The 23,442-nt window shown below is 66.5% G+C and carries 21 protein-coding genes and 1 rRNA gene; 6 read left to right on the top strand and 16 right to left on the bottom strand.

The window, feature by feature from the left end; genetic code table 11:
* Positions 1-100 precede the first annotated feature (100 nt).
* The 5 genes from ACQG3P_RS04940 to ACQG3P_RS04920 form a co-directional block, all read right to left on the bottom strand.
* Positions 101-925: a calcium-binding protein gene (locus ACQG3P_RS04940; protein WP_426804364.1), complete on the bottom strand. Its 825-nt coding sequence runs from the start codon at positions 923-925 to the stop codon at positions 101-103.
* Positions 926-997: 72 nt separating this feature from the next.
* Complete coding sequence (cyoE, locus tag ACQG3P_RS04935) at positions 998-1,885, bottom strand: heme o synthase (protein ID WP_068848761.1); 888 nt, start codon at positions 1,883-1,885, stop codon at positions 998-1,000.
* Positions 1,882-3,078 (bottom strand): COX15/CtaA family protein, encoded by a 1,197-nt coding sequence (locus ACQG3P_RS04930; RefSeq protein ID WP_068848759.1) that lies wholly within the window; start codon positions 3,076-3,078, stop codon positions 1,882-1,884. The genes cyoE and ACQG3P_RS04930 overlap by 4 nt, the downstream gene beginning before the upstream one ends.
* 10 nt (positions 3,079-3,088) lie before the next feature.
* A complete protein-coding gene (locus tag ACQG3P_RS04925) occupies positions 3,089-3,664 on the bottom strand; it encodes a hypothetical protein (protein ID WP_184124378.1) in 576 nt (191 codons plus the stop codon).
* A gap of 13 nt (positions 3,665-3,677) precedes the next feature.
* Positions 3,678-4,409 (bottom strand): SURF1 family protein, encoded by a 732-nt coding sequence (locus ACQG3P_RS04920; RefSeq protein WP_426804363.1) that lies wholly within the window; start codon positions 4,407-4,409, stop codon positions 3,678-3,680.
* 57 nt (positions 4,410-4,466) lie between these two features.
* Between ACQG3P_RS04920 and ACQG3P_RS04915 the strand changes: the two genes are divergently transcribed.
* Positions 4,467-4,685 carry a twin transmembrane helix small protein gene (locus tag ACQG3P_RS04915; protein WP_068848753.1) on the top strand — a complete coding sequence of 73 codons (219 nt, stop codon included), beginning with the start codon at positions 4,467-4,469 and terminating at the stop codon, positions 4,683-4,685.
* Between the two features lie 12 nt (positions 4,686-4,697).
* On the opposite strand, the gene ACQG3P_RS04910 is transcribed toward ACQG3P_RS04915, so the two are convergent.
* The 5 genes from ACQG3P_RS04910 to coxB are packed head-to-tail and all read right to left on the bottom strand — an operon-like array spanning position 4,698 to position 8,923.
* Positions 4,698-5,576: a cytochrome c oxidase subunit 3 gene (locus ACQG3P_RS04910; protein WP_068848751.1), complete on the bottom strand. Its 879-nt coding sequence runs from the start codon at positions 5,574-5,576 to the stop codon at positions 4,698-4,700.
* Between the two features lie 20 nt (positions 5,577-5,596).
* A complete protein-coding gene (locus ACQG3P_RS04905) occupies positions 5,597-6,178 on the bottom strand; it encodes a cytochrome c oxidase assembly protein (RefSeq protein ID WP_068848749.1) in 582 nt (193 codons plus the stop codon).
* A complete protein-coding gene (locus tag ACQG3P_RS04900) occupies positions 6,175-6,303 on the bottom strand; it encodes a hypothetical protein (RefSeq protein ID WP_255220533.1) in 129 nt (42 codons plus the stop codon). Before ACQG3P_RS04900 ends, ACQG3P_RS04905 begins: the two co-directional genes overlap by 4 nt.
* Positions 6,304-6,311: 8 nt before the next feature.
* Positions 6,312-7,922 (bottom strand): cytochrome c oxidase subunit I, encoded by a 1,611-nt coding sequence (gene ctaD, locus ACQG3P_RS04895; RefSeq protein ID WP_068848748.1) that lies wholly within the window; start codon positions 7,920-7,922, stop codon positions 6,312-6,314.
* Positions 7,923-7,981: 59 nt separating this feature from the next.
* Positions 7,982-8,923 (bottom strand): cytochrome c oxidase subunit II, encoded by a 942-nt coding sequence (coxB, locus tag ACQG3P_RS04890; protein ID WP_217538214.1) that lies wholly within the window; start codon positions 8,921-8,923, stop codon positions 7,982-7,984.
* 442 nt (positions 8,924-9,365) lie between these two features.
* Between coxB and putA the strand changes: the two genes are divergently transcribed.
* Positions 9,366-12,590, top strand: a complete 3,225-nt coding sequence (putA, locus tag ACQG3P_RS04885; protein WP_426804362.1) for a bifunctional proline dehydrogenase/L-glutamate gamma-semialdehyde dehydrogenase PutA — start codon at positions 9,366-9,368, stop codon at positions 12,588-12,590.
* A gap of 69 nt (positions 12,591-12,659) precedes the next feature.
* Here the strand turns inward: putA and ACQG3P_RS04880 are convergent, their stop codons facing one another.
* Positions 12,660-13,307 carry a hypothetical protein gene (locus ACQG3P_RS04880; protein WP_426804361.1) on the bottom strand — a complete coding sequence of 216 codons (648 nt, stop codon included), beginning with the start codon at positions 13,305-13,307 and terminating at the stop codon, positions 12,660-12,662.
* A 104-nt stretch (positions 13,308-13,411) separates the two neighbouring features.
* On the opposite strand from ACQG3P_RS04880, the gene ACQG3P_RS04875 reads away from it, so the two are divergent.
* Positions 13,412-14,143 carry a ThuA domain-containing protein gene (locus ACQG3P_RS04875; protein WP_184124368.1) on the top strand — a complete coding sequence of 244 codons (732 nt, stop codon included), beginning with the start codon at positions 13,412-13,414 and terminating at the stop codon, positions 14,141-14,143.
* 242 nt (positions 14,144-14,385) lie between these two features.
* Here the strand turns inward: ACQG3P_RS04875 and ACQG3P_RS04870 are convergent, their stop codons facing one another.
* Positions 14,386-15,729 (bottom strand): outer membrane protein transport protein, encoded by a 1,344-nt coding sequence (locus ACQG3P_RS04870; protein WP_093532966.1) that lies wholly within the window; start codon positions 15,727-15,729, stop codon positions 14,386-14,388.
* A 230-nt stretch (positions 15,730-15,959) separates the two neighbouring features.
* Here ACQG3P_RS04870 and ACQG3P_RS04865 point away from each other — a divergent pair, with 230 nt between their 5' ends.
* Positions 15,960-16,652, top strand: a complete 693-nt coding sequence (locus ACQG3P_RS04865; protein ID WP_068848738.1) for a rhomboid family intramembrane serine protease — start codon at positions 15,960-15,962, stop codon at positions 16,650-16,652.
* 179 nt (positions 16,653-16,831) lie between these two features.
* On the opposite strand, the gene ACQG3P_RS04860 is transcribed toward ACQG3P_RS04865, so the two are convergent.
* On the bottom strand, positions 16,832-18,250 hold the full coding sequence (locus ACQG3P_RS04860; protein WP_354277559.1) for a S41 family peptidase: 1,419 nt from the start codon (positions 18,248-18,250) through the stop codon (positions 16,832-16,834).
* Between the two features lie 96 nt (positions 18,251-18,346).
* Positions 18,347-19,564 (bottom strand): murein hydrolase activator EnvC family protein, encoded by a 1,218-nt coding sequence (locus ACQG3P_RS04855; RefSeq protein WP_426804501.1) that lies wholly within the window; start codon positions 19,562-19,564, stop codon positions 18,347-18,349.
* A gap of 205 nt (positions 19,565-19,769) precedes the next feature.
* Here ACQG3P_RS04855 and ACQG3P_RS04850 point away from each other — a divergent pair, with 205 nt between their 5' ends.
* Positions 19,770-20,432 (top strand): hypothetical protein, encoded by a 663-nt coding sequence (locus ACQG3P_RS04850; RefSeq protein WP_217538208.1) that lies wholly within the window; start codon positions 19,770-19,772, stop codon positions 20,430-20,432.
* 52 nt (positions 20,433-20,484) lie between these two features.
* Positions 20,485-22,215 carry a M28 family metallopeptidase gene (locus ACQG3P_RS04845; RefSeq protein ID WP_426804360.1) on the top strand — a complete coding sequence of 577 codons (1,731 nt, stop codon included), beginning with the start codon at positions 20,485-20,487 and terminating at the stop codon, positions 22,213-22,215.
* A gap of 62 nt (positions 22,216-22,277) precedes the next feature.
* Here the strand turns inward: ACQG3P_RS04845 and ACQG3P_RS04840 are convergent, their stop codons facing one another.
* Positions 22,278-22,736 (bottom strand): REP-associated tyrosine transposase, encoded by a 459-nt coding sequence (locus ACQG3P_RS04840; protein ID WP_426804359.1) that lies wholly within the window; start codon positions 22,734-22,736, stop codon positions 22,278-22,280.
* Between the two features lie 364 nt (positions 22,737-23,100).
* A 5S ribosomal RNA gene (rrf, locus tag ACQG3P_RS04835) occupies positions 23,101-23,215 on the bottom strand.
* Positions 23,216-23,442 lie beyond the last annotated feature (227 nt).

Below are 23,442 nucleotides of genomic sequence, written 5' to 3'. Positions count from 1 at the left end.
TGTCATGCCTCCACCGCACTGATCATTGCTACCGGCGGTCGTTTGGGAAGCGACCCTACCAATGCCGTTCCCAGCCCAGCGTGCTCCGCGCCGGCCGGCGTCAGCGGTCGGTCAACGTTCCTACGCTCAGCTCCGGCAGGTACACCCATACGTCATACGAGCGATCCGGGTCCGTGTCGGCAACCGGATCGCGTGCCGGCTGCTCAAGCAGCGGCATCGCGCGGCAGGGGCTCATGCAATGCCAGGTGTGGCCACGCAGTGCCTCCACGCGCACGCTGTACAGCGGCAGGTCCAGAAGGAACGCCGCCATGGTGCGATGCTTCATTTCCGGGGGCGCATCTTCGAACGGGTGGCGCATCGCATGCACGTTGCCTGTCAGTACCAGCATCCGCGCCGCGCTGGGCAGCGCGTTGAACTGTTGCCGCACATGGGTGGCCATTTCCGCGTCGCGATCCACGTCGCTGTCGTACGCGCTGATCTCAATATCGTAGCCCGCTACAGCGATATCTCGACCCTGCGCCCGCAGCACGCGCAGCGCTTCGATCAACGCCAGCATGTCGCGACTACGGCGCCCGTCATGCTGGCCATCTTTCACCCGCCAGAACGGCGAGGTGCGCAGTGCTTCGCGCGCATCCGCATCGCCGTTGGAGCGCAGGTACCGCGCCAGCGCGGCGTTCTCGCTCATCGGCAGCTCCAACCCCAGCCGCACGGACGCGTTGTTGCGGCTGTAGCGTTCCATCAGGTCGGCCACCAGCAGCGGCGTTTCGGCGGTTCCGTGGTATTCGCCGAGCACCACCAGCCGGTGGTTGCCCGCCAAGGTCACGATCTGTGTTGCGGTGTCACCGACACCGCCTGCCGGCACGGCGGCGGCTGTGCCGCACACCATCGAAGCCACCATCACAGCCATCCAGAGCCATCGCTTCATGCCGTCACGTCCTGTTGGGGTCATGAAAGCAATGGCGACGCGATGGCCGCTTTCAAGGCCGGCGCAGGAACCTCACAGGAACGGCAGCATCCAGTGGTCCACCATCAGGAACGCGAACAGCGCCATGAGGTAGACGATGGAGTAGCCGAACATCTTCATCGAGAACAGCTCGTCCGGTGGGTTGAGCATGCGCCAGGCGTACCAGAGGAACACGGCGTTGAGCACTACCGCGCCACCCAGGTAGAACAGCCCGCTCATGCCCACCACCGTGGGCAGGATGCTGACGATGGCCAACACGATGGAGTACGCCATGATCGACTTGCGGGTGTAGGCCACGCCATGGGTGACCGGCAGCATCGGGATCTTGGCCTTGGCGTAGTCTTCGCGGCGGAAAATCGCGAGCGCCCAGAAATGCGGCGGGGTCCAGATGAAGATGATCAGCACCAACAGCGAGGCATAGGCCCAGTCCCACGGACCCTGCATGCCGGTGATGGCCGCCCAGCCCAGCAGCGGCGGGGTGGCGCCGGCGAGACCGCCGATGACGATGTTCTGCGAGGTGGCGCGCTTGAGGTACACGGTGTAGATCACCGCGTAGCCGATCAGCGAGGCGAAGGTCAGCACGGCGGTGATGACGTTCACCCACAGCACCAGGATGGTCATCGACAGCACGATCAGCGCGCCGGCAAACACCAGCACCTGCCACGGCTTGACCTTGCCCACTACCAGCGGCCGCCACGAGGTGCGCGCCATCTGCGCATCGATCTGCGCGTCCAGCAGCTGGTTGATGGCCGCCGCGGCCGAGGCCGCCAGCCAGATGCCGAGGAAGCCCAGCGCGCCGCGCACGGCCTGCTCGGCGGTGGGCAACGCGGGGATGGCCAGGAACATGCCCACCAGCGCGGTGAACACGATCAACGCCACGACCTTCGGCTTGGTCAGGTCCCAATACTGCCTGACGCTCATGGTGTCGCCCCAGCGGCTTCATCCACCACGTCGGAAGGCGCGCGCAGGCGCGCCATCAGCGTGACCAGCACGAACAGCAGAGCGACCGCGCCGCCGCTGTGCGCCACCGCCACTTCCAGCGGCACCGCCAGCTTCACGTTGAGGATGCCCAGGGTGATCTGCGCCACGACCAGCAGCCCCAGCGCGCTGGCCCAGCCGCGCATGCTCGGCAGCCGGTACAGGCGCACCGCCAGCCACAGCAGGTAGACCGCCACGACAACGGCAAACATCCGGTGCGCCATCTGGATCGCGATGCGCGAAGCGCCATCGAGCACGCCCCCTTCGTAATCCACGCCGATGCCACGCCACAGCGTGAAGCCTTCCTTGAAGTCGTGCTGCGGCCACCACTGGCTGACGCAGCGCGGGAAATTATCCAGCGAGGCACTGCCGCCGCCGCAGGCCAGTGCGGCGTAGTTGGCGCTCACCCAGCCACCCAATGCGATCTGCATGACCAGCACGGCCACGCCGATGCGCAGCAGCCACTTCAGCTTCGGTGCCTGCACCAGGGTGATCGGCATGTGCGTGGCGCGCCAGGCCATCCACACCAGCAGCCCGAACATCAGCATGCCGCCGAGCAGGTGGCCCATTACCACGATGGGCTTGAGCAGCAGGGTCACCGTCCACATGCCCAGCAGCGCCTGGAAGATCACCACCGCCAGGGTCAGCAAGGCCGCGCGTGAGAGGTCGATGTTGTTCCAGCGCAACGCGGCGATCAGCAGGATCACTTCGCCGGTGATGGCCAGGATGCTGGCCAGGACATGCATGCCCATCATGTACAGCGGTATGCCGGTGGCCACCAGCACGCACGCGGTAACCACGGCAGTGGTGCCCCAGCGTCGGCGGCGCGTGGCCAGCAGGGCCAGGGTGAGGATTTCGATGCCCAGCGCGCCGGCCAGGAAACGGTGCACCTGCTCGCGCCACGCCTTGTGGGTTTCCAGCGGGCGGATCTTGGCCGCTTCGTGGCCGATCACTTCCTGCGCATGTTGCGGCCAGGTCACGCGGCCGTAGCAGGTCGGCCAGTCCGGGCAGCTCAGGCCGGCATCGGACAGGCGCACGAACGAACCAAACATGATCGTGCTGGCCGTCATGATCAGGGCGAACCACGCCAGACGGTGGAAATTGCGATGCAGCGCCGGGCGCGCGGTGGGGTTCATCAAACGGAACTCACTTCAGTTTCAACAGCGTGGCCATGTCCTTGCGCAGACCGGCCAATTCGAATCCCGGCGCATACCGCATGATCACGAACCCGTTCGGGTCGATGACATACACAGGCGTGCCGGCGGCGTCATCCACGGCGGGCAACACGGCACGCAGGTTCGGCTGGGGGGCCAGCACGCGCAGGGCGGGAAAGCCCTGGACCTCGGCCGGCGGCGTACCCAGCCACAGGATCTCGACATTATCGGCCCTATGGCCGAACAGCTGCCACACCTTGTCCAATCCCTGCGACAAAGTGACGCACTCGGCCGCGCAGCCCGGGGCCGGCGCTACCAGGATGCGCCAGACATGGGCATCGGGGTTCCACGGGTACGGTTGGCCGTTGGCCAGGGTGGGCGGCAGCGCGCGCGCGTCCACCGCCGGGGTGAACACTTCGCCGGTGTTGCGGTGGGCGGCCGGCTGCCAGCCCGCGAAGCGCAGCACGCCGGCCAGCGCCATGACCCCGAAGAACAGGCCGAACAGGGCTACCAGGGTCCAGCGGCCACGGTTGCGGGCCTTGAGCTGTTCCGGGGTGATGGCATTCATGCGTGGGATTTTCTCATGGAAGGAGGGGGCGTGCCGGGCGCCGCCGGCGCCATTCGAGGACGAGGGCGACGATCAGCACGGTCAGGGCCAGGCCGAACCACTGCACGGCGTAGCCGAGGTGGCGGCTGGGCGGCAGCGTATTGGGCAGCAGCTCCAGGTCGCGGGCGTAGCCGCCGGGCAGCGCGGGATCCAGGCGCAGTACCGGGCCCTTCAGGCTGCCCACGGGCAGTGCCAGCGTGGAGGCGACGTCATCGGGCGGCATGCGGTTGGCCAGCCACACACCCGGTTGCGGGGTCGCGGTGAATGCCGGGCCCAGCACCAGCCCGCTGGCCGGCGGCGGCGCCAGCAGGCCGGCCACGTGGGCGGGGCCGTCGCGCGGCACGATGGCCGGCAGGGTGCGGTCGCCCGGCATCGGCAGCCAGCCCCGGTCCACCAGCACCACCGCGCCGCCATCGCTGCGGAACGGCTGGTACACCTTGATGCCGGCGCGGCCTTCGCGGGTCTGGTTGTCCAGCAGCAGGGTGCCGGGCAGGAAGTAGCCATGGTCCTCCACCCAGCGCAGCTGCACGGGTGCGGCCTGCGCCTGGGCCAGGCTGAGGGTCTGCGCACGGGCCGGCAGCTGCTGGTCCAGCAGCGCCTGTTTTTCATGCATCCGCTGCAGCTGCCAGCGGCCCAGCTGGCAGAACGCGAGGATCACCAGCATGGCGACGACCCAGCCGATCAGGCGCGTGTGCTTACGCATCATGACAACGCCGGCAAAACGCGGTCAGATAGGCATACCCGCCCTGCCCTAGAGCTGCGCATGAATGATTCGTTGAAGACCCTGCTGGTAATCGCGTTTCTGATCGTCATCGTCTGGAATCTGGGCGCGGGGCTGTATTACCTGCTGGTCGACCGTGGCCAGACCAAACGCACGGTCAATGCGCTCACCCGCCGCATCGCGGTCTCGGTGGCGCTGATCGTGCTGGTGGCCATCGGCATCTACAGCGGCTGGATCAAACCCCACGGCGTGGGCGGTTGATACCGCCCGACGCTACAGCACGTAGACGAACAGGAACAGCATCAGCCACACCACGTCGACGAAGTGCCAGTACCACGCGGCGGCCTCGAAACCGAAGTGGTTGTCGCGGGTGAAGTGGCCCTTGGCCGAGCGCAGCCACATCACGATCAGCATGATCGTGCCCAGCAGCACGTGCGCGCCGTGGAAGCCGGTGAGCATGAAGAACGTGGAGCCGTAGATGCCCGAGCCCAGGGTGAGGTTGAGCTCCTTGTAGGCGTGGATGTATTCCTCGGCCTGCAGGGTGAGGAAGAACGCGCCCAGCAGCACGGTGATGCCCAGCCACACCAGCAGCTGGCGGCGGTGGCCGGCCTTGAGCGCGTGGTGTGCGATGGTGAGGGTGACGCCGGAGGTAAGCAGGATCAGCGTGTTGATCAGCGGCAGGCCCCAGGCCGGAATGGTCTGGAAGTGGCCACCGATGGCACCCGGGCCGTTGGTCGGCCAGGCGGCCGAATAGCCATCCCAGAGCAGTTCGTTGGTCATCACCCCGTCGCCCTCGCCGCCCAGCCACGGCAGGCCCAGGTTGCGGGTGTAGAACAGCGCGCCGAAGAAGGCACCGAAGAACATCACTTCGGAGAAGATGAACCACACCATGCCCATCCGGAACGAGCCGTCGACCTGGTGGTTGTAGTTGCCGGCCTGCGATTCGCGCACGACGTCGCTGAACCACCAGAACAGGGTCAGCACCAGCATGGCGATGCCGGCGTAGAAGGTCCACTTGCCCCAGCCGGCATCATTGAGCCAGCTGGCCACGCCCACCATGGTGACCATCATCGCGATGGAGCCGATGAAGGGCCACTTGCTGTGGGTGGGCACGAAGTACACGTTGGCGTCTGGGCTGTGCTGGGTGGCCATGATCGGTATCCGGGTACGTATCAGGGTGCCGAGCGCGCGGTGGCCGGCGGGGTCGCCGTGGCCAGCTGCGCCGACAGCGCGTCGTTCTTGTAGAACGTGTAGGACAGGGTGATGGTCTTGATGTTGGCTGGCAGGTCCGGGTCGACGATGAAACGCACCGGCATGTCGCGTTTCTCGCCGGCCACCAGGGTCTGCGCGGTGAAGCAGAAGCATTCGGTCTTGCTGAAGTAGCCCGAGGCCTTGGCCGGGGCCACCGACGGCACCGCGCTGCCCACCAGCGCGTGGTCGCTGTCATTGCGCGCGTAGTACAGCGCTTCGTTGAGCTCGCCGGGCACCACGTCCATGGTCAGCTGTTCGGGGTGGAAGGCCCACGGCAGCTTGGAGTTCACCCCGCCATCGAACTGCACCCGCACGGTGCGCTTGGCTGCGCCGGGCGCCCCCACCGCCGCCGCACCGGGGCCACGCTCCAGCCGCACCCCGAACACCTTTTCGCAGGCGATGCGATACAGCGGCACCAGCGAAAAGGTGAGCACGAACACCGCCACCGCCACCGCGATCAGGCGCGGCAGCCCGGCATGCGGTGCGGGGCGGGTCTCGCTCATCGGCCCAGCACCCCGGTCAGGATGAAGCCGACATAGACCAGGATCGCTACCGCACCGACCCACAGCGCGGTGCGCCGTGCGCGTTGGCGGCGGGCAGCCAGATCCTGTTGGTGGACATCATGCATGGCGGACCTCAATGGGTGATGTCGTCATGGGCCAGATCGCCCGGGCGGATGGTCGGCGGTACGGTGAAGGTATGCGCCGGTGCCGGTGACGGAACCGTCCATTCCAGCCCGCGTGCACCTTCCCAGGCGCGGTCAGCGGCCTTTTCGCCGTTGCGCAGCGAGGCGATCAGGATCGCGGCCATCATGAACGGGGTCACGAACATGCCGAACGCGCCGATGGAGCTGATCAGGTTCCAGTCGGCAAACGCCACGCTGTAATCGGGAATGCGGCGCGGCATGCCGGCCAGGCCCAGGAAGTGCTGCGGGAAGAACAGCAGGTTCACGAAAATGATGGACCACCAGAAGTGCACCTTGGCCCAGAACTCGCTGTACATGCGCCCGGTCCACTTCGGCCACCAGTAGTACACCGCGCCGATCAGCGCGAACACCGCGCCGGTGACCAGCACGTAGTGGAAGTGCGCCACCACGAAGTAGGTGTCGTGGTACTGGAAGTCGGCCACCACGATGGCCAGCATCAGGCCGGAGAAGCCACCGATGGTGAACAGGATCACGAAGGCGACCGCCCACAGCATGGGCGCTTCGAAGGTGAGCGAACCGCGCCACATGGTGCTCACCCAGTTGAACACCTTCACCCCGGTCGGGATGGAGATCAGCATGGTGGCGAACATGAAGTAGATTTCGCCGCCCAGCGGCATGCCCACGGTGAACATGTGGTGGGCCCAGACGATGAAGGAAAGGAAGGCGATCGCGGCGATCGCGTAGACCATGGCCTGGTAACCGAACAGCGGCTTGCGGCTGAAGGTGGGGATGATTTCGCTGACCACGCCGAACGCCGGCAGGATCATGATGTACACCTCCGGGTGGCCGAAGAACCAGAAGATGTGCTGGAACATCACCGGGTCGCCGCCGCCGGCCGCGTTGAAGAAGCTGGTACCGAAGAACTTGTCGGTGAGCAGCATGGTCACCGCACCGGCCAGCACCGGCATCACCGCGATCAGCAGGAAGGCGGTGATCAGCCAGGACCAGCAGAAGATCGGCATCTTCAGCAGGTCGATGCCCGGGGCGCGCATGTTGAGCACGGTGGCGATGATGTTGATCGCGCCCATGATTGAACTGATGCCGGCCACGTGGATGGCGAACACGGTGAACGCCACGTTGTAGCCGCCCTGCAGCGACAGCGGCGGGTACAGGGTCCAGCCGCCGGCCGGCGCGCCGCCGGGCAGCAGGAAGGTGAGCAGCAGCAGGCTGAAGGCCACCGGCAGCAGCCAGAACGACCAGTTGTTCATGCGCGGCAGCGCCATGTCCGGTGCGCCCACCTGCAGCGGGATCATCCAGTTGGCCAGGCCGACGAAGGCGGGCATGACGCCACCGAAGATCATCACCAGCGCATGCACGGTGGTGAGCTGGTTGAAGGTTTCCGGCTTCACGAACTGCAGGCCGGGCTGCATCAGCTCGGCGCGGATGATCACGCTCATCGCCGCGCCGATGATGAACATGATGAAGCTGAAAAGCAGGTAGAGCGTGCCGATGTCCTTGTGGTTGGTCGAGAAGAACCAACGTTCGAAGAACGACTGCTGATGCCCGTGATGCCCGTCGTGATCAACTGCGGAATGCGCCATCGCCACACCACCTCGTTGGTTCGGTATCAGCGCGCGCCGCACGGCGCGCGCGGTTCATATCAGGCGTTTTCAGGCGCCGGTGCAGCTGCGGGTGCAGCCTCGGGTGCGGGCGCCGCCGGGTCTGCGGGCGCAGGGGCGGCTTCCGGTGCGGCCGGTGCCGGCGCCGGGTCGGGCGCCTTGGGCCGCTTTCCGGCCAGCCACTTCTGGAAATCTTCCTTGGACACCGCTTCCACCACGATGGGCATGAAGCCATGGTCCTTGCCGCAGAGTTCGGCACACTGGCCGCGGTACACGCCGACCTTCTCGATATTGGTCCAGGCTTCGTTGACGAAACCGGGAATGGCGTCCTGCTTCCAGCCAAGCGCCGGCACCCACCACGCGTGGATCACGTCATCGGAGGTGATGACGAAACGCACCTTGGTGTCGACCGGCAACACCAGGCGGTTGTCCACGTCGAGCAGGTAATGCGGGTGGCTTTCGCGGTCGGGTACCTTGCCGCTCTGCCGCACCCGGTCGGATTCGCGGTCCAGGCGGCTGGTGAAGGTGACGTCTTCACCCAGGTATTCGTACTTCCACATCCACTGGTAGCCGGTGACCTTGACGGTCATTTCGGCATCGCGGGTGTCGTAGAACTTGATCAGGTTGGCCGTGGCCGGCCACGCCATCACCACCAGGATGATCACCGGAATGACGGTCCAGACGATCTCGGCCCTGGTGTTGTGGCTGAAGGTGGCGGCGACCGCCCCCTTGGATTTGCGGAACTTGAAGATGGCATAGAACATCGCGCCGAACACCAGCACGCCGATGACCGTACACACCCACAGGGAGAACATGTTGGATTCCCAGGCCAGCCGCGAGCTCTGGGTGACCCCCTTGCCCATGTTCAGCTGCCACGGAACCGGGTCGGCCGATTGGGCCCACGCCAGTGCCGGCGCCATCAGCGCTGCCCCACACCCCACTGCCTTTGCGAACTGCGTGCCCCACTTTCTGCGTTGCTTCATTGCCTAGACCCTTAGCGTCGTCGGTTGCAGCCATCGCTGGCCACTAGCAAGCCTTCTGGTTCTCTTCCCGCCGACGATCAGCCCCCACCCCATGGGGGTATGCACTGAACACCGGCGATCGACCGGGTGCGGATTCATCTCCGCACACACCGTTCATTCGAGCGCCCGTGGGGGACGCGTGTTCCTGCCGCAGGAAACGTCTCGATGGTAGCCCTGATCTCGCGCGACCGGCAAGGGTCCATTCACAGTTTTGACAATGGTGCAATACAGCATAAGCATCGGCAGCTGTTTTGACGAAATCGGCACAGTTTTTAACGACACCTCGGGATCCGCCGAATCCCCCTGTATGAAAGGCTATGACCGTAATCGGCGGCGCATCTCCGATTGCTTTCACGGATGAAAAAGCGATTAAAATGGTCAAGTTTTCCACGAGCCAACCGGCATGACCGCATCTTCCGCGCTTCCCCCTGCCCCGGCCCCGTCCGGCGCCTCCCGCCCGCCGCTGCTGTCCCCCGAGCTGCCGGCCGTTCCCAATGCGTTCCGCCAGGCGATCACCGATGCCTGGATGAAGGACGAGGCCAGCCACGTGCGCGAGCTGCTGGCGCAGGCGCGCCTGCCCGCGGACGAGCAGGCGAAGGTGCAGGCCACCGCCGCCGACCTGGTCAAGCGCGTACGCGTGCGTGCCAAGGACCAGGGCGCGATCGAAGCCTTCATGCGCCAGTACGACCTGGGCAGCGAGGAAGGCGTGCTGCTGATGTGCGTGGCCGAAGCGCTGCTGCGCATTCCGGACCAGGACACCGCCGACAAGCTGATCCGCGACAAGCTCGGCGAAGCGGACTGGAAGAAGCACCTGGGCGGCAGCGATTCGGTGCTGGTCAACGCCTCCACCTGGGGCCTGATGCTCACCGGCCACATCGTGCAGATCAACGACTCCACCCGCGCCGACGTGCCGGGCGCGTTTGCGCGCCTGATGGGCCGCGTGGGTGAGCCGGTGATCCGCCTGGCCGTGCGCCAGGCGATGAAGATCATGGGCCACCAGTTCGTCATGGGCCGCACCATCGACGAAGCGCTGTCGCGCTCGCACAAGGGCGACAACGCCAGCTACCGCTATTCGTTCGACATGCTTGGCGAAGGCGCGCTGACTATGAAGGACGCCAAGCGTTACCTTGAAGACTACCGCCGCGCGATCCACTCCATCGGTGGCGACCACAAGGCCCGTGGCGGGCGCCCGGATGGCGACGTCAATTCGGCCCCGGGCATTTCCATCAAGCTGTCGGCGCTGTACCCGCGCTATGAGCACGCCAAGCGCGCGCGCGTGATGGCCGACCTGGTCCCGGGCGTGCTGGAACTGGCACAACTGGCCAAGTCGTATGGCATCGGCTGCACGGTGGATGCCGAGGAAACCGACCGCCTGGAACTGTCGCTGGACATCATCGAAGCGGTGGTGAGCGATGCCTCGCTGGCCGGGTGGGAAGGCTTCGGCGTGGTGGTGCAGGCGTACCAGAAGCGCACCCCGTACACGATCGATTACCTGGCCGACCTGGCCCGCCGCATCGGCCGTCGCCTGCAGGTGCGCCTGGTCAAGGGCGCGTACTGGGACGCGGAGATCAAGCGCGCCCAGATCGACGGCCTGCCGGCCTACCCGGTGTTCACCCGCAAGCAGAACACCGACGTGTCCTACCTGGCCTGTGCCAAGCGTCTGTTCACCCATGCCGATGCGATCTACCCGATGTTCGCCACGCACAACGCGCACACCATCGCGGCGGTGCAGGCGATCGCGCAGGGTGGCCAGTACGAACACCAGAAGCTGCACGGCATGGGCGATGACCTGTACGCCGAAGTGGTGCCGGCCCACCGCCTGAACGTGCCGTGCCGCGTGTACGCCCCGGTGGGTTCGCACGAAGACCTGCTGCCGTACCTGGTGCGCCGCCTGCTCGAGAACGGCGCCAACTCCAGCTTCGTCAACCGCATCACCGACGACGCGGTGGCCATCGATGACCTGATCCGCGATCCGGTCGAGGCCGTTGCTTCGTTCGATTCCATTCCGCACCCGAAAATCCCGCTGCCGGTTGACCTGCTGCGCAGCCAGAACCACGACAGGAAGAACTCCATGGGCGTCAATCTCGCCAACGACAACGATCTGCGCGCCCTGGCCGAGCAGCTCAACGCCGCCGTCAAGCCGTGGCAGGCCGCTCCGCTGGTGCCGGGTGCACAGCCCACCGGCGCGCTGTTGAACGTCGTCAACCCGGCCGACACGCGCCAGGTGGTGGGCCAGTGGCAGCCGGCCGACAGCGCCACCGTGGAAAAGGCCCTGGCCAACGCCGTGGCCGCCCAGCCGCAGTGGAACCGCACCCCGGCCGCCAGCCGCGCGGCGATCCTCGAGCACGCTGCCGACCAGCTGGAAGCCCGCCTGCCGGAATTCATGGCGCTGTGCGTCAAGGAAGCCGGCAAGAGCCTGCCCGACGGCATCGCCGAAGTGCGCGAAGCGGTGGACTTCCTGCGTTACTACGCCAAGCAGGCGCGCGAGCAGTTCGGCCATGCCGAGAAGCTGCCCAGCCCGACCGGTGAATCCAACGAGCTGCAGCTGCATGGCCGCGGCGTGTTCGTGTGCATCAGCCCGTGGAACTTCCCGCTGGCGATCTTCCTGGGCCAGGTCAGCGCCGCGCTGGCCGCCGGCAACAGCGTGATCGCCAAGCCGGCCGAACAGACCAACCTGATCGGCTACTACGCGGTGAAGCTGCTGCTGGACGCCGGCGTGCCCGAAGGCGTAGTGCAGTTCCTGCCGGGCGACGGCGCCACCGTGGGTGCCGCGCTCACCGCCGACCCGCGCGTGGCCGGCGTGGCCTTCACCGGTTCGACCGATACCGCGCGCGCGATCAACCGTGCGATGGCGGCCCGTGATGCTGCAATCGGCGTGCTGATCGCCGAAACCGGCGGCCAGAACGCCTTCATCGCCGACTCCTCGGCGCTGCCGGAACAGCTGGTCAAGGATGCGATCGGTTCGGCGTTCACCTCGGCCGGCCAGCGCTGCTCGGCCGCGCGCGTGCTGTTCGTGCAGGACGACATCGCCGACAAGGTGATGACCATGCTGGCCGGTGCGATGGCCGAGCTGAAGATCGGCGACCCGGGCCTGCTGTCGACCGACGTCGGCCCGGTGATCGATGCCGATGCGCTGCAGATCCTGCAGGAACATGCGGTGCGCATGGAGAAGGAAGCGCGCCTGATCGCCGCTGCCGAGCTCAGCGAAGCGGCCGCGCACGGCACCTTCTTCGCGCCGCGTGCGTATGAGCTGAAGAACCTGGACCAGCTGCACAAGGAAATCTTCGGGCCGGTGCTGCACGTGATCCGCTGGAAGGGCGACCAGCTCGATGCGGTGATCGACCAGATCAACGCCACCGGTTACGGCCTCACCCTGGGCGTGCATTCGCGCATCGACGAAACCGTGGACCGCATTTCCTCGCGGGTGAACGTGGGCAACGTGTACGTCAACCGCAACCAGATCGGTGCGGTGGTGGGCGTGCAGCCGTTCGGCGGCCAGGGCCTGTCGGGCACCGGTCCGAAGGCCGGCGGCCCACACTACCTGCTGCGTTTCGCCACCGAGAAGACCGTCACCGTGAACACCACGGCGGCCGGTGGCAATGCGTCGCTGCTGACGTTGGGCGATTGATCGACGTGGTGATGGTTTGAACGAAAAACCCCGCGAAAGCGGGGTTTTTTGTGGGTGATGCCGACGCCGTCACTCGGCGTGGATGGCCTCGATTTCATCGCGCATGAGCAGTTCTTCGCCCATGTAGCGCTCGAATTTGATGCGGCCGAACCCCGGTGCGTACCAGGCTTCCATGCGGTTGTCTTCAAAGGTCGCGCTGACGTGGCAGGTGTCCTTGAAGGTGCGCGGCTGGTCGTCGACCGTGGCCTCCACGTCTTCGAAGCCGACGAAGGTGTAGTCGTTGAAGCCGTCGTAATCCACCGGCTCCACCGTTTCTTCCACGTGGTGGGTGCGTTCGCCGCTGCCGTTGACCACGAAGCGCTCGCCCGGCCTGGCGGTCTGCGGGAAGGTCGGCGCGGGCTTGAAGGTATCGGTCATCACCGGCCGGGAGGCGTCGCCGCCCCAGGCGGAGATGCCGTAGCGGTCCTGGCCCAGCAGCTGGCGGCCGTTGGCATCGTAGTAGGCGGCCGTACCGACGCCACCACCGGCGCTCTGCACGCGGATGGCCTGCTGGCCGGCGAACTCCGCCTTTTCGATGGTCAGGGTTTCATCGCCGGTGGAGTAGCGCAGGCCCGGGGTGAGGGTGAAGCAGGTGGCGAAATCGGCGGCGGCGAAGGCCGGCGCGGCCAGCGCGCAGAGGGCGAAGGCCAGGGTGGAACGAAGCAGAACGGGCGACATGTGGTTTCCTTGTCATGGATCGTGGAGCGGTTCCTGCGCCGCAGGCGGCATCCGGCCGGCTGCACGCGGACCGGGATTGTACGGGGCTGTGGCATGATCCGGCCATGCGCCCAAATGTCCTGCCGTTGCTGTTGGCGATGTTCCTGTCCACCGTTCCCGCGGCCATGGCGGCGGCCAACGAGCGCGTGCTGGTGTTCACCAGTACCGCCAAGTTCCGCCACGACTCCATTCCCACTGCCGTGAGCACGCTGCGCCTGCTGGCCGAGCGCGAGCGGATGGCAGTGGACCAGAGCGAAAACGCGGCCGATTTCAACGACGCCAACCTGGCCCGCTACCGGGTGGTGGTGTTCGCCAACACCACCGGCGATGTGCTCGATGCCACCCAGCAGCAGGCGATGGAGACCTTCATCCGCGCGGGTGGCGGGTTCATGGGCGTGCATTCGGCCGCCGACACCGAGTACGACTGGCCCTGGTACGGGCAGCTGGTGGGCGCGTACTTCAAGAACCACCCCGAAGGCCTGCAGTTCAGCCGCGTGCAGCCTGAGCGCGAGGGCAAGCCGCAGGGCACCTCGTGGCCGGTACGCGACGAGCTGTACAACTTCCGCAGCAACCCGCGTGGGGCCGTGCAGGTGACCGCCACGGTGGACGAGCGCATGTACCAGGGCGGCACGATGGGTGCCGACCACCCCATTGCGTGGTGCCACCGGTTCGATGGCGGGCGCAGCTGGTACACCGGCCTGGGGCATGACGCAGCGCTGTACCGCAACCGCGACTTCCTGGCACAGCTGCGCCAGGGCCTGTTGTACGCCGCAGGACGTTCGCCCGCGTGCGGGTAGAGCCGACTGTCAGTCGGCTGCCGTTCGCATGAAGCCGTAGACCGCGCGTAGAGCAGCCGACTAACAGTCGGCTCTACCGATGCGGTTTCGCATCCGCGTCCGCATCCCGTTTCGCATCCCGTTTCGCATCCCGTTTCGCATCCGGTTTCGCATCCTGTTTCGCATCCGGTTGCCGACCCACAACGCAGAAGGCCCCGCTTGCGCGGGGCCTTCCGTCTGTTACGCGGCGCGAGCGCCGTGGATCAGAACTTGTAGTTGAACGATGCAGCCAGCACGTCGCCGCGGACCTTGTACTTGCCGGTCAGCGAGTTGCCCTGGTTGTTGGTGGTGGCGCCAATGTTCACGTTCGGGTCGCTGGTGAACAGGTGGGTATAACCGAAGTTGTATTCCATGTTCGCCGCCGGGGTCCAGCCCAGGCCGAAGGACAGCCACTTGCGGCTGGTGTCCGGCACACGCACGTCGCGGTGGGCGTCGGTGGTCGGGGTCTGGTCGTACGCGACGCCGCCACGCAGGGTCAGGGTGTCGCTCAGCTTGTAGTCCGCACCCAGCGAGACGAAGGTGGTGTCGCGGTAGGAGAAGTCCAGGACCGAATCCGGCTGGGCCGAACCGTAGTCGATGGTGACCGAGTCGAACGCGGTCGACCAGGCGGTACGGGTCACGTCACCCATCACGGTCCAGCGGTCGTTGACATTGTGGGTGATGCTCATGGTGGCCGACGCCGGCAGGGTCACGGTGGCCTTGCCCGAGGTGGTCACGAAGCGGCCCGGCTGGGCCACGGCCAGCACGGCAGCAGCGTTGGCCGGCACGTCGAAGGTGGCATCACCGCCGGTGATCTTGTGCTCGACCTTGGAGCGATAGCTGAAGCCGATGTGGGTGTTCTCATCCGGGCTGAACAGACCGCCGACGGTCCAGCCCACCGCATTGTTGTCACCTTCCATGGTCAGCTTGCCATCGGCGCTGCCCGGGGCGAAGCCCGGCACGCGGGACTGGGCCAGTGCGGTGCCGAAGTCGATGTTGTTGCTCAGTTCGATGGTCAGGTGCTCAACGAACACCGACGCGCCGAAGGACACGTACGGGTTGACGTCGTACGAGGCGGCAAAGCCCAGGTCGATCGCCTTCAGGTCGGTCTTCAGGCCGCTGTAGCGACCCACCCAGCCGTTGTCGTAGTCGGTCTTGAAGCCGAACGGAGCGGTCAGCGACACGCCGAAGTGGGCCTGTTCGCCGATCGGCATGTGGAAGTACGCGGCCGGAACCGGGGCGATCATGCCGGCGTCGCCGCCGTCACCGCCGGTCTGCGGCTGGCCGGTCGGCTTGCGGCCGGTGCCTTCGAATTCGGCCTTGAAGCTGATGGCGCTCAGGTCGCCCTGGATCTGGGTGCCTTCAAGCTGGCGCATGCCGGCCGGGTTGACCGCGATGATCGAGGCGTCGCCCTGGGCGCTGCCCGAGCCGGCGAAGGCGCGGCCGAGGCCCTTGGCGCTGTTTTCCTTCAGCTGGAAGGCGGCGGCGTTGACGTGGCCAACGGCCAGGACACCGGCGATGCCGACAGCGAGGGCGGTGACGCGAGCGAGGGTGGAAGCGGTATGCATCGTTTGTTCTCTCCGGAAATGCGTGTGGTTTGGCAACGCGCGCCTGCGCTGTCCCAAGCCCCGAAGGACTTGACACAACGCGCCGGATTCCCCTCCCGACATACGACGCCGTATGCGAGTATACCCAGACCAGTTAATGAAACAATAACGCGATCACCCTTTCCGGCTATTCAGGCTGAACGCGTCTTCGCTCCTTCAGGCGCGTTGCCGCGCTAGGCTAGCGCCCACGCATGTTCGTCTCGCTCCCCTCCCGCAAGAAGTCCGCCGTCCGCTGGGCGACGCCCCTGCTGTTCGCGACGCTGTGGGCCGCATTCCTGTGGTCGATCTCGCGCCCGGGCGATGCCCGCCGCAGCCTGTGGATGGACTGGGGCGCGCTGTCCACCGGGCTGACCCGGCCGCTGGACTGGTGGGCGACCTTCGAGGACGGCAGCGTGCTGCGGCTGTTCACCGCGCTGTTCCTGCACGCGGACTGGTCGCACCTGCTGGGCAACCTGGTGTTCCTGCTGATCTTCGGGCTGCCCGCCGAACGGGTGCTGGGGCCGTGGCGGCTGATCCTGCTGTTCCTGGTGGGCGGGGCGATCTCCAACCTCACCGCGATCTACACGATGGGCAGCCCGGACCAGATCATCATCGGCGCCAGTGGCGCGGTGTCGGCGCTGATCGGGGCGTACCTGGCCCTGTTCCCGGGCGCGCGGCTGGGGGTGGTGATCCCGCTGGGGCTGTTCCTGGAATTCGTGCGGGCGCCGGCCTACCTGCTGATCGGGGTGTGGGCGGGGCTGCAGGTGGTGTTCGCGTACATCGGCCCGACCTTCGGCATGGTGGCCTGGTGGGCACACATTGCCGGGTTCGTGTTCGGGCTGGTGTATGGGGTGTACGTGCGCGCGGCGATCGCGCGGCGGTTGCGGAAGCGGCACGGGTTTTAAGCGTGCGCCGCAGGCTGGTAGGGTCGCATCCCAATCGACCGCCGTGGTACCCGCCGCGTTCGATGTCGGCATGAACATCGGCGGATCCGGCTGTTACGCCGTTCAACGCAATGCGTTACCGGGCGTTGCACCGTTATCGGCAGTCGTTTGGGAACCGACTCTACCAGCGGGTGCACCCGTCACGGCGTGGGTGCAGGTTCCGGCTTCGGCTTTGCTTCCGGCTTGGTTTCCGGCTTCGGCTTGGCTTCCACCTTGGGCGCCGGCTTCTTCGCCGCGTCGGCCTTCTGCTTTGCGGCCACCGAACCGGGTTGCTTCAGCTCGGCCAGCGCGTCGTTGATCGGGCCGTCGCCGGGCAGTACATCGCCGGCCTGGTAGCCTTCGCCGCCTTCTTCGTCACCGCGCAGGTGGCCCGGCAACGTCGCTTCGCTGTAATCGGACAGGCTGGCCGGCAGGTCGTCGTCTTCGCCCGGCTTCTTCTCCGGCACCAGCACCACGTCGGGCACGATGCCGGTGGCCTGGATCGATTTGCCGCTGGGGGTGTAATAGCGCGCGGTGGTCAGCTTAACCGAATCGCCGTTGTCCAGCGGCAGCACGGTCTGCACCGAGCCCTTGCCGAAGGTGCGGCTGCCGATCACGCGGGCACGGCCGTTGTCGCGCAGTGCGCCGGCCAGCACTTCCGAGGCGCTGGCCGAACCGGCATCGGCCAACACCACCACCGGCGCACCCTTGAGCAGGTCGCCGGGCGTGGCATCGAAGCGCGCGTCGCTGATCGCGATGCGGCCCCGGGTGCTGACGATGTTGCCCTTGTCCAGCAGGTCGTCGGCGACCTGCACTGCCGCGGTGAGCAGGCCACCGGGGTTGCTGCGCAGGTCCAGCACCAGCCCCTTGAGCTTGCCGCCGGCCTGCTGCTGCAACTGGCCCACGTGCTTCTGGAAATCGGCACCGGTATCGGCCTGGAAGGTGCTCAGGCGCACGTAGCCATAGCCGGGTTCCAGCATGCGGCTGCGCACGCTGGTGACGCGGATGGTTTCGCGGGTGATCGGCACATCGAACGGCTTGGCTTTGCCCTCGCGCACGATGGTGAGGATCACCTTGCTGCCAGCCTTGCCACGCAGCGGCTCGGTGGCTTCGATCGCGCTGATCGGCTTGCCGTCGATGGCGATGATCAGGTCGCCGGCCAGGATGCCGGCCTTGGCCGCCGGGGTGTCGTCGATCGGCGAGATGACTTTGAGACTGCTGTTGTCGGGCTGCTGCTGCAGCTCCACGCCGATGCCTTCATAGGCACCTTCGGCCTGTTCGTCGAAGGCTTCGGCATCTTCCTTGTCGAAGTAGGTGCTGTGCGGGTCCAGGTCCAGCAGCAGGCCGCGGATGGCGGACTGCATCAGCTTCTTGTCGTCCACCGGCTCGACATACGCGGCACGTACCGCGTTGTAGACGGCGACGTAACGGCGGATTTCATCGAGCGGCACGCGCGAGGTTACCGCCTCTTCGGTGGAGGCTGCATCGCCGCCGCGTTCCGGAACCTGGGCGGTCTGCTGCGCCCATGACAGCGCCGGCACCAGGGCCAGCAGCAGGGTGGCGGAACGGGCTACGCGCATGAAGCACTCCAGGTTGAGCGGGGGACGGGACCACACGCACCGATGATGCGTGGCCCGATTATGCGCGAAGGTACGGTAAATTCCCGTTGAACGGGGCTACCGGCGCTGCAGCCACGACGACGGATCCACCGGCTGCCCATTACGCCGCAATTCAAAATACAGCGCGGTAACGCCCTGCCCGCCCGAGTTGCCGACCTTGGCCACGGCATCGCCCTTCTTCACCGTGCCGCCGGCATCGCGCAGCAGCGTGTCGTTGTGCGCGTAGAGGCTCATGTAGCCATTGCCGTGATCCACGATCAGGATCATGCCGTAGCCGGTCATCCAGTCGGAGAACACCACGGTGCCATCGGCGACGGCGGTAACGGTGCTGCCGGCAGGCGCGCTGATCAGCACACCACTGCTGGTGCGCCCGTCCGGCAGCTTGCCGCCGTAACGCGCCAGCAGGTTGCCCGACAGCGGCCAGCCCAGCCCGCCCACCTTGGGCGCCGGCGCCGAGGCGACCGACGGCGGGGTCTTGCCCGGGCGCGGCGGCGGCTTGGTGCCACTGGCGGCGGCAGCGCGCTCGGCCTTCTCGGCGGCGGCTTTTTCCGCGGCGGCGCGGCGCGCGGCGGCACGGCGCTCGGCTTCGGCGCGTGCGGCGGCAGCGCGCAGGTTGGCCAACAGGGTTTCCAGCGCCTTGGCGTCCTGGCCCAGCGCCCTCTCGCGCTCACTGCGGTCCTTGTAACGTTCGTCCAGGCTGGCCACCGTCTCGGCGCGCGTGCGGCGGTCCGCAGCCAGGCTGGCGGCCTGTTGTTTCTGCTGCTGGCGGGTGCCTTCCAGCGCCTGGCGGCGTTCGGCGATCTGCGCCTCCAGCGATTCCAGTTCGGTCAGGTCGGCGGTCAGCGCGCCGATGCGCCGCGCGCGTTCGCGCTGCAGGTAGCGGTGGTAGGCCAGCGTGCGGTTGGCATCGGTCACCCGGTCCTGCGACAACAGCAGCTTCAACGGCGCGTTGTTGCCGATCCGGTAGGCGGCGCGCAGCAGCGAGGCCAGCTCCTGGCGCTGCTGCTGCAGGCCCGCCTGCAGTTCGCTGCGGCGCTGCTGCGCCTCCTGCAGGGCGCGGGTTTCGCGCTGCAGCGCGGTTTCAGTCTCGGCCAGCACGCGGCCGGTGCGGGCGACCTTCTCGTCGGCCTCGCGCAGCTGGCGCGAGGCCTGCCCGCGCTGGCCTTCCAGCGTGCGTCGCTCCTGGGCGACGCCCTTCAGCTCGGTGCGCAGCTTCTGCAGCTTGCGCTCGGCGTCCTTCGGGTTCTGCGCGGCCAGCGGCGCAGCGCCGATCATCGCCAGAATCAGTGCCAGCGCCGACAGCGCCACCGGCCAGCGCGAGCTACGGCCGTGCCCAGCGGTCGGATTGTTATTCCCGCGTGAGGAAAAGACGTTGGGGCGCAAGGGCTTTCCAGTGACTTCAGGCAGATGCGGATTGCAGCGCTGCATGGTGACATTCCTGAAGGCGGCCTGCCAGCCGCATACCCGGACGAGGCACCCCATGAAACGTTTCCCGCTACCGCTGCTGATTGCCCTGGTGCTGCCCTGCGCGCCCGCCTTCGCCAGCGATGGCATCAGCAAGGTCAATGGCAGCATCACCGCCAGCGCCGGCCAGACCTATGGCGACCTGGACACCGTCAATGGTGGAATCACCGTCGAGGGCGGCGCCGAGGCCGGCGACATCCAGACCGTCAACGGCGGCATCCAGGTCGATGATCGCGCCCGCACCCGTGGCATCTCGACCGTCAACGGCGGCATCAAGATCGGGCAGCGCGTCGTGGTCGATGGCGATGTCGAAACCGTCAACGGCAGCATCTTCGTCGACCGCGGCACCCGCATCGACGGTGGCGTGGAAACCGTCAACGGCGGCATCGGCCTGGTGGAGACGCGGCTGTCCCAGGGCATCGAGACGGTCAACGGCGACATCACCGTCGGCATCGGTTCGGTGGTCGAGGGCGGCATCCACGTCAACAAGCCCAGCTTCAGCCTGTCGCTGCGCGCCGGACGCAAGCCGCGCGTGATCATCGGCCCGAATGCGGCGGTCAACGGCCCGCTGCACTTCGAGCGCGAGGTCACCCTGTACGTGCACCGCAGCGCGCACATCGGTCCGGTCGAGGGCGCACAACCCGTGCCGTTCGACACCGACGCCGCGCCGAACGATTGATACTCTTCCATCCGGTGCCCGCGCACTGGCCCTTTGTCTCCAGGAATCGATGATGTCCCGCAAACTTCTGTTGTGCCTGGCCGCCACCGCCGCGCTGACCGCGTGCAAGGGCGAGACCACTGCACCGGCGGCCGCGCCGGCTGCTGATACCGCCCCGGCCGCCGCCGGCCACGCCTTCTCGGCCGAGATCAACGCCGGCGACTTCGGCGAGCTGGTCAAGACCCTGTCGTCGGACGAGTTCGAAGGCCGCGCGCCGGGCAGCACCGGCGAAGACCGCACGGTGGAGTACATCCGCGACCAGATGCAGCGCATCGGCCTGCAGCCGGGCAACGGCGACAGCTGGTTCCAGGAGGTGGCGATGACCGAAACCACCGCCGATGAGAGCACCGTGCTGAAGCTGGACCAGGCCGGCAAGCAGCGCGACCTGAAGTTCGGCACCGACATGGTGATCGGCACCCGCAGCGGCCAGAAGGAAGTGAAGATCGACGGCAGCGACCTGGTCTTCGTCGGCTACGGCGTGGATGCGCCGGAGCAGAAGTGGAACGACTACGCCGGCCAGGACTGGAAGGGCAAGACGGTGGTCATGTTCGTCAACGACCCGGGTTTCCACGTCAATGACGAGAAGCTGTTCGACGGCAAGCGCATGACCTATTACGGCCGCTGGACCTACAAGTTCGAAGAGGCCGCCCGCAAGGGCGCTGCCGCGGCGCTGATCGTGCATGACACCGCCGGTGCTTCGTACGGTTGGGACGTGGTGAAGAACTCGTGGGCCGGCCCACAGTACGACCTGCCGGCCAAGGACGATCCGGAACCCCGCCTGCCGGCGCAGGGCTGGCTGAGTGCCGATGCGGCGCGCCAGCTGTTCGCCGATGCCGGGCTGGACCTGGACCAGGCCTACAAGGATGCCAACAAGCGCGGCTTCAAGCCGGTGCCGCTGAAGGCGAAGATCTCGCTGGACCTGAAGAGCACCATCGCTGAAAAGAAGTCGCGCAACGTGGTCGGCGTGCTGCCGGGCACCAAGCATGCCGACGAGGCCGTGCTGTACATGGCGCACTGGGACCACCTGGGCAAGCATGAAGGCGAGCAGGGCGACAACATCTACAACGGTGCCATCGACAACGCCACGGGCGTGGCGGGCATCCTGGAGATCGCCGATGCGATGGCGCATGAGCAGCCCGCGCCGGAGCGTTCGGTGGTATTCCTGGCGGTGACGCTGGAAGAATCGGGTCTGTTGGGGTCGAAATACTACGTGAACCACCCGACCTTCCCGCTGGACAAGATTGCCGGCGTGATCAACATCGATGCGATGTCGGTGGCCGGCAAGGCCAAGGACCTGACCGTGACCGGCTTCGGCAGTTCGCAGCTGGAGGACATCCTCAAGCCGCTGGCGGCGGAGAAGGGTCGCACGCTGCACGGCGAAACCTCGGTGCAGAGCGGCTTCTACTTCCGTTCGGACCACTTCAACTTCGCCAAGGCCGGCGTGCCGGCGCTGTATGCCGACGGCGGCGAAGACCTGCTTGAGGGCGGCGTTGACGCAGGCCGCAAGGCGGCTGAGGCGTATGGCCGCGACCGGTACCACGGCCCCAAGGACGAGTACGACGCCAGTACCTGGAAGCTGGACGGCACCGTGGAAGACCTGGAGCTGCTGCATGGCGTGGGCAAGGCCATCGCCGTGGGCGGACAGTGGCCGAACTGGTACGAGGGCAACCCGTTCAAGGCAGCCCGCGACGAGATGATGAAGGGCAAGACCGAGGCGGCTGCCGCGGCTCCGGCTGCGAAGTAAGCCTGGCCTACATCGCTGGTTGAAAGGAAGCGGCGCCTTTGGCGCCGCTTCTTTTTTGGGGGTCACTCGGTAGCGGAGGGCCACCGCGTCCAGCAATACGGGTACTCGCCTGCCTTTGTAGCGAGTCCCGAACGAATCGGGTTCTCGATCAGGTACTTGGCCTGTGTGAGTAAAGATTCGTCTGAGCGGATGCAGTGGTCGTAGAAGCCGCGTTGCCACAACGAGCCCGCGCTGCCGCGATGCAGATTGACTGCACGAGAGGAGCGGGATTTGAAGGCCTGCACGCAGCGGCTGATGTTCCCGTTGCCGAGCTGCATCAACCAATGAACATGGTCGGGCATGACCACCCAGGCAAGCGTACGTGAGCGATGCTCGCGATCGGAGCAGCGAAGTGCCTCGACCACGCATTCGACGGTGGCGTCATCGACAAAGATCGATTCGCGGCCGGCCACTACGGTGGTGAGCATGTAATACGCGCCCTGAAGGGAGCGGCGGCCGATGAGGAGGCGTGGACTGGGCATGACCACAGAGTGGCGCTCGCCTATGGCCGGTTGTATCCGGCAAGTATTAATCAGCCTGTCAGACGAAGCCGGTAGGGTCGCATCACAATCGACCGCCGTGGTGGTGGTTACCCCGTTGGGGCATGACCACGAACGCAGGCAACGCATTTCGATCGGGGTCCATGCGTCACCGTGCCGATCACCGTTATCGGCAGTCGTTTGGGAATCGACCCTACCGCCGCCCGGCCCGTCACGGCAGGTGCCGACCGTTGGTCGGCACGCATCAGTCATACCCACGCGGTAGGTGCCGACCGTTGGTCGGCACGCACCCATCGCGGAAAAGAAAAAACCCCGCTGCGTGAGCAGCGGGGTTTTTGGGTGTAAACCCTGGCGATGACCTACTCTCGCATGGCTTGAGCCACACTACCATCGGCGCAGCTGCGTTTCACCTCCGAGTTCGGGATGGGATCGGGTGGTTCCACAGCGCTAATTTCACCAGGGAGACGGTTGGAGCAGCGCGGTGCGCCAGCTCGGCATTCGTGTCTCCCGTGTCACACGACCAACGGTCGTGTGCTACCGGGTGCAGGCTCCCGAAAACATGGGGCTTGCAAAAAAAGGAAAACCCCACTGCATCTGCAGCGGGGTTTTCGGGGTGTAAACCCTGGCGATGACCTACTCTCGCATGGCTTGAGCCACACTACCATCGGCGCAGCTGCGTTTCACTTCC

It is taken from the genome of Stenotrophomonas sp. SrG, from assembly GCF_050031795.1.
In the GTDB taxonomy this organism is placed as follows: Bacteria; Pseudomonadota; Gammaproteobacteria; order Xanthomonadales; family Xanthomonadaceae; genus Stenotrophomonas; species Stenotrophomonas rhizophila_A.
Note: the sequence above shows the minus strand (reverse complement) of the source record. Positions and strands in the feature narration are given on the sequence as shown.

Bases quoted from the DNA above. Each gene is read 5' to 3' on its own strand.
- ACQG3P_RS04915 (WP_068848753.1), top strand. From the start codon at position 4,467: ATGAATGATTCGTTGAAGACCCTGCTGGTAATCGCGTTTCTGATCGTC.
- ACQG3P_RS04920 (WP_426804363.1), bottom strand. From the start codon at position 4,409: ATGATGCGTAAGCACACGCGCCTGATCGGCTGGGTCGTCGCCATGCTG.
- ACQG3P_RS04875 (WP_184124368.1), top strand. From the start codon at position 13,412: ATGCGCCCAAATGTCCTGCCGTTGCTGTTGGCGATGTTCCTGTCCACC.
- ACQG3P_RS04880 (WP_426804361.1), bottom strand. From the start codon at position 13,307: ATGTCGCCCGTTCTGCTTCGTTCCACCCTGGCCTTCGCCCTCTGCGCG.
- ACQG3P_RS04905 (WP_068848749.1), bottom strand. From the start codon at position 6,178: ATGAGCGAGACCCGCCCCGCACCGCATGCCGGGCTGCCGCGCCTGATC.
- ACQG3P_RS04840 (WP_426804359.1), bottom strand. From the start codon at position 22,736: ATGCCCAGTCCACGCCTCCTCATCGGCCGCCGCTCCCTTCAGGGCGCG.
- ACQG3P_RS04940 (WP_426804364.1), bottom strand. From the start codon at position 925: ATGAAGCGATGGCTCTGGATGGCTGTGATGGTGGCTTCGATGGTGTGC.
- ACQG3P_RS04870 (WP_093532966.1), bottom strand. From the start codon at position 15,729: ATGCATACCGCTTCCACCCTCGCTCGCGTCACCGCCCTCGCTGTCGGC.
- coxB (WP_217538214.1), bottom strand. From the start codon at position 8,923: ATGAAGCAACGCAGAAAGTGGGGCACGCAGTTCGCAAAGGCAGTGGGG.
- putA (WP_426804362.1), top strand. From the start codon at position 9,366: ATGACCGCATCTTCCGCGCTTCCCCCTGCCCCGGCCCCGTCCGGCGCC.
- ACQG3P_RS04845 (WP_426804360.1), top strand. From the start codon at position 20,485: ATGTCCCGCAAACTTCTGTTGTGCCTGGCCGCCACCGCCGCGCTGACC.
- ACQG3P_RS04930 (WP_068848759.1), bottom strand. From the start codon at position 3,078: ATGAACCCCACCGCGCGCCCGGCGCTGCATCGCAATTTCCACCGTCTG.
- ctaD (WP_068848748.1), bottom strand. From the start codon at position 7,922: ATGGCGCATTCCGCAGTTGATCACGACGGGCATCACGGGCATCAGCAG.
- cyoE (WP_068848761.1), bottom strand. From the start codon at position 1,885: ATGAGCGTCAGGCAGTATTGGGACCTGACCAAGCCGAAGGTCGTGGCG.
- ACQG3P_RS04865 (WP_068848738.1), top strand. From the start codon at position 15,960: ATGTTCGTCTCGCTCCCCTCCCGCAAGAAGTCCGCCGTCCGCTGGGCG.
- ACQG3P_RS04860 (WP_354277559.1), bottom strand. From the start codon at position 18,250: ATGCGCGTAGCCCGTTCCGCCACCCTGCTGCTGGCCCTGGTGCCGGCG.
- ACQG3P_RS04900 (WP_255220533.1), bottom strand. From the start codon at position 6,303: ATGCATGATGTCCACCAACAGGATCTGGCTGCCCGCCGCCAACGCGCA.
- ACQG3P_RS04910 (WP_068848751.1), bottom strand. From the start codon at position 5,576: ATGGCCACCCAGCACAGCCCAGACGCCAACGTGTACTTCGTGCCCACC.
- ACQG3P_RS04850 (WP_217538208.1), top strand. From the start codon at position 19,770: ATGAAACGTTTCCCGCTACCGCTGCTGATTGCCCTGGTGCTGCCCTGC.
- ACQG3P_RS04855 (WP_426804501.1), bottom strand. From the start codon at position 19,564: ATGATCGGCGCTGCGCCGCTGGCCGCGCAGAACCCGAAGGACGCCGAG.
- ACQG3P_RS04925 (WP_184124378.1), bottom strand. From the start codon at position 3,664: ATGAATGCCATCACCCCGGAACAGCTCAAGGCCCGCAACCGTGGCCGC.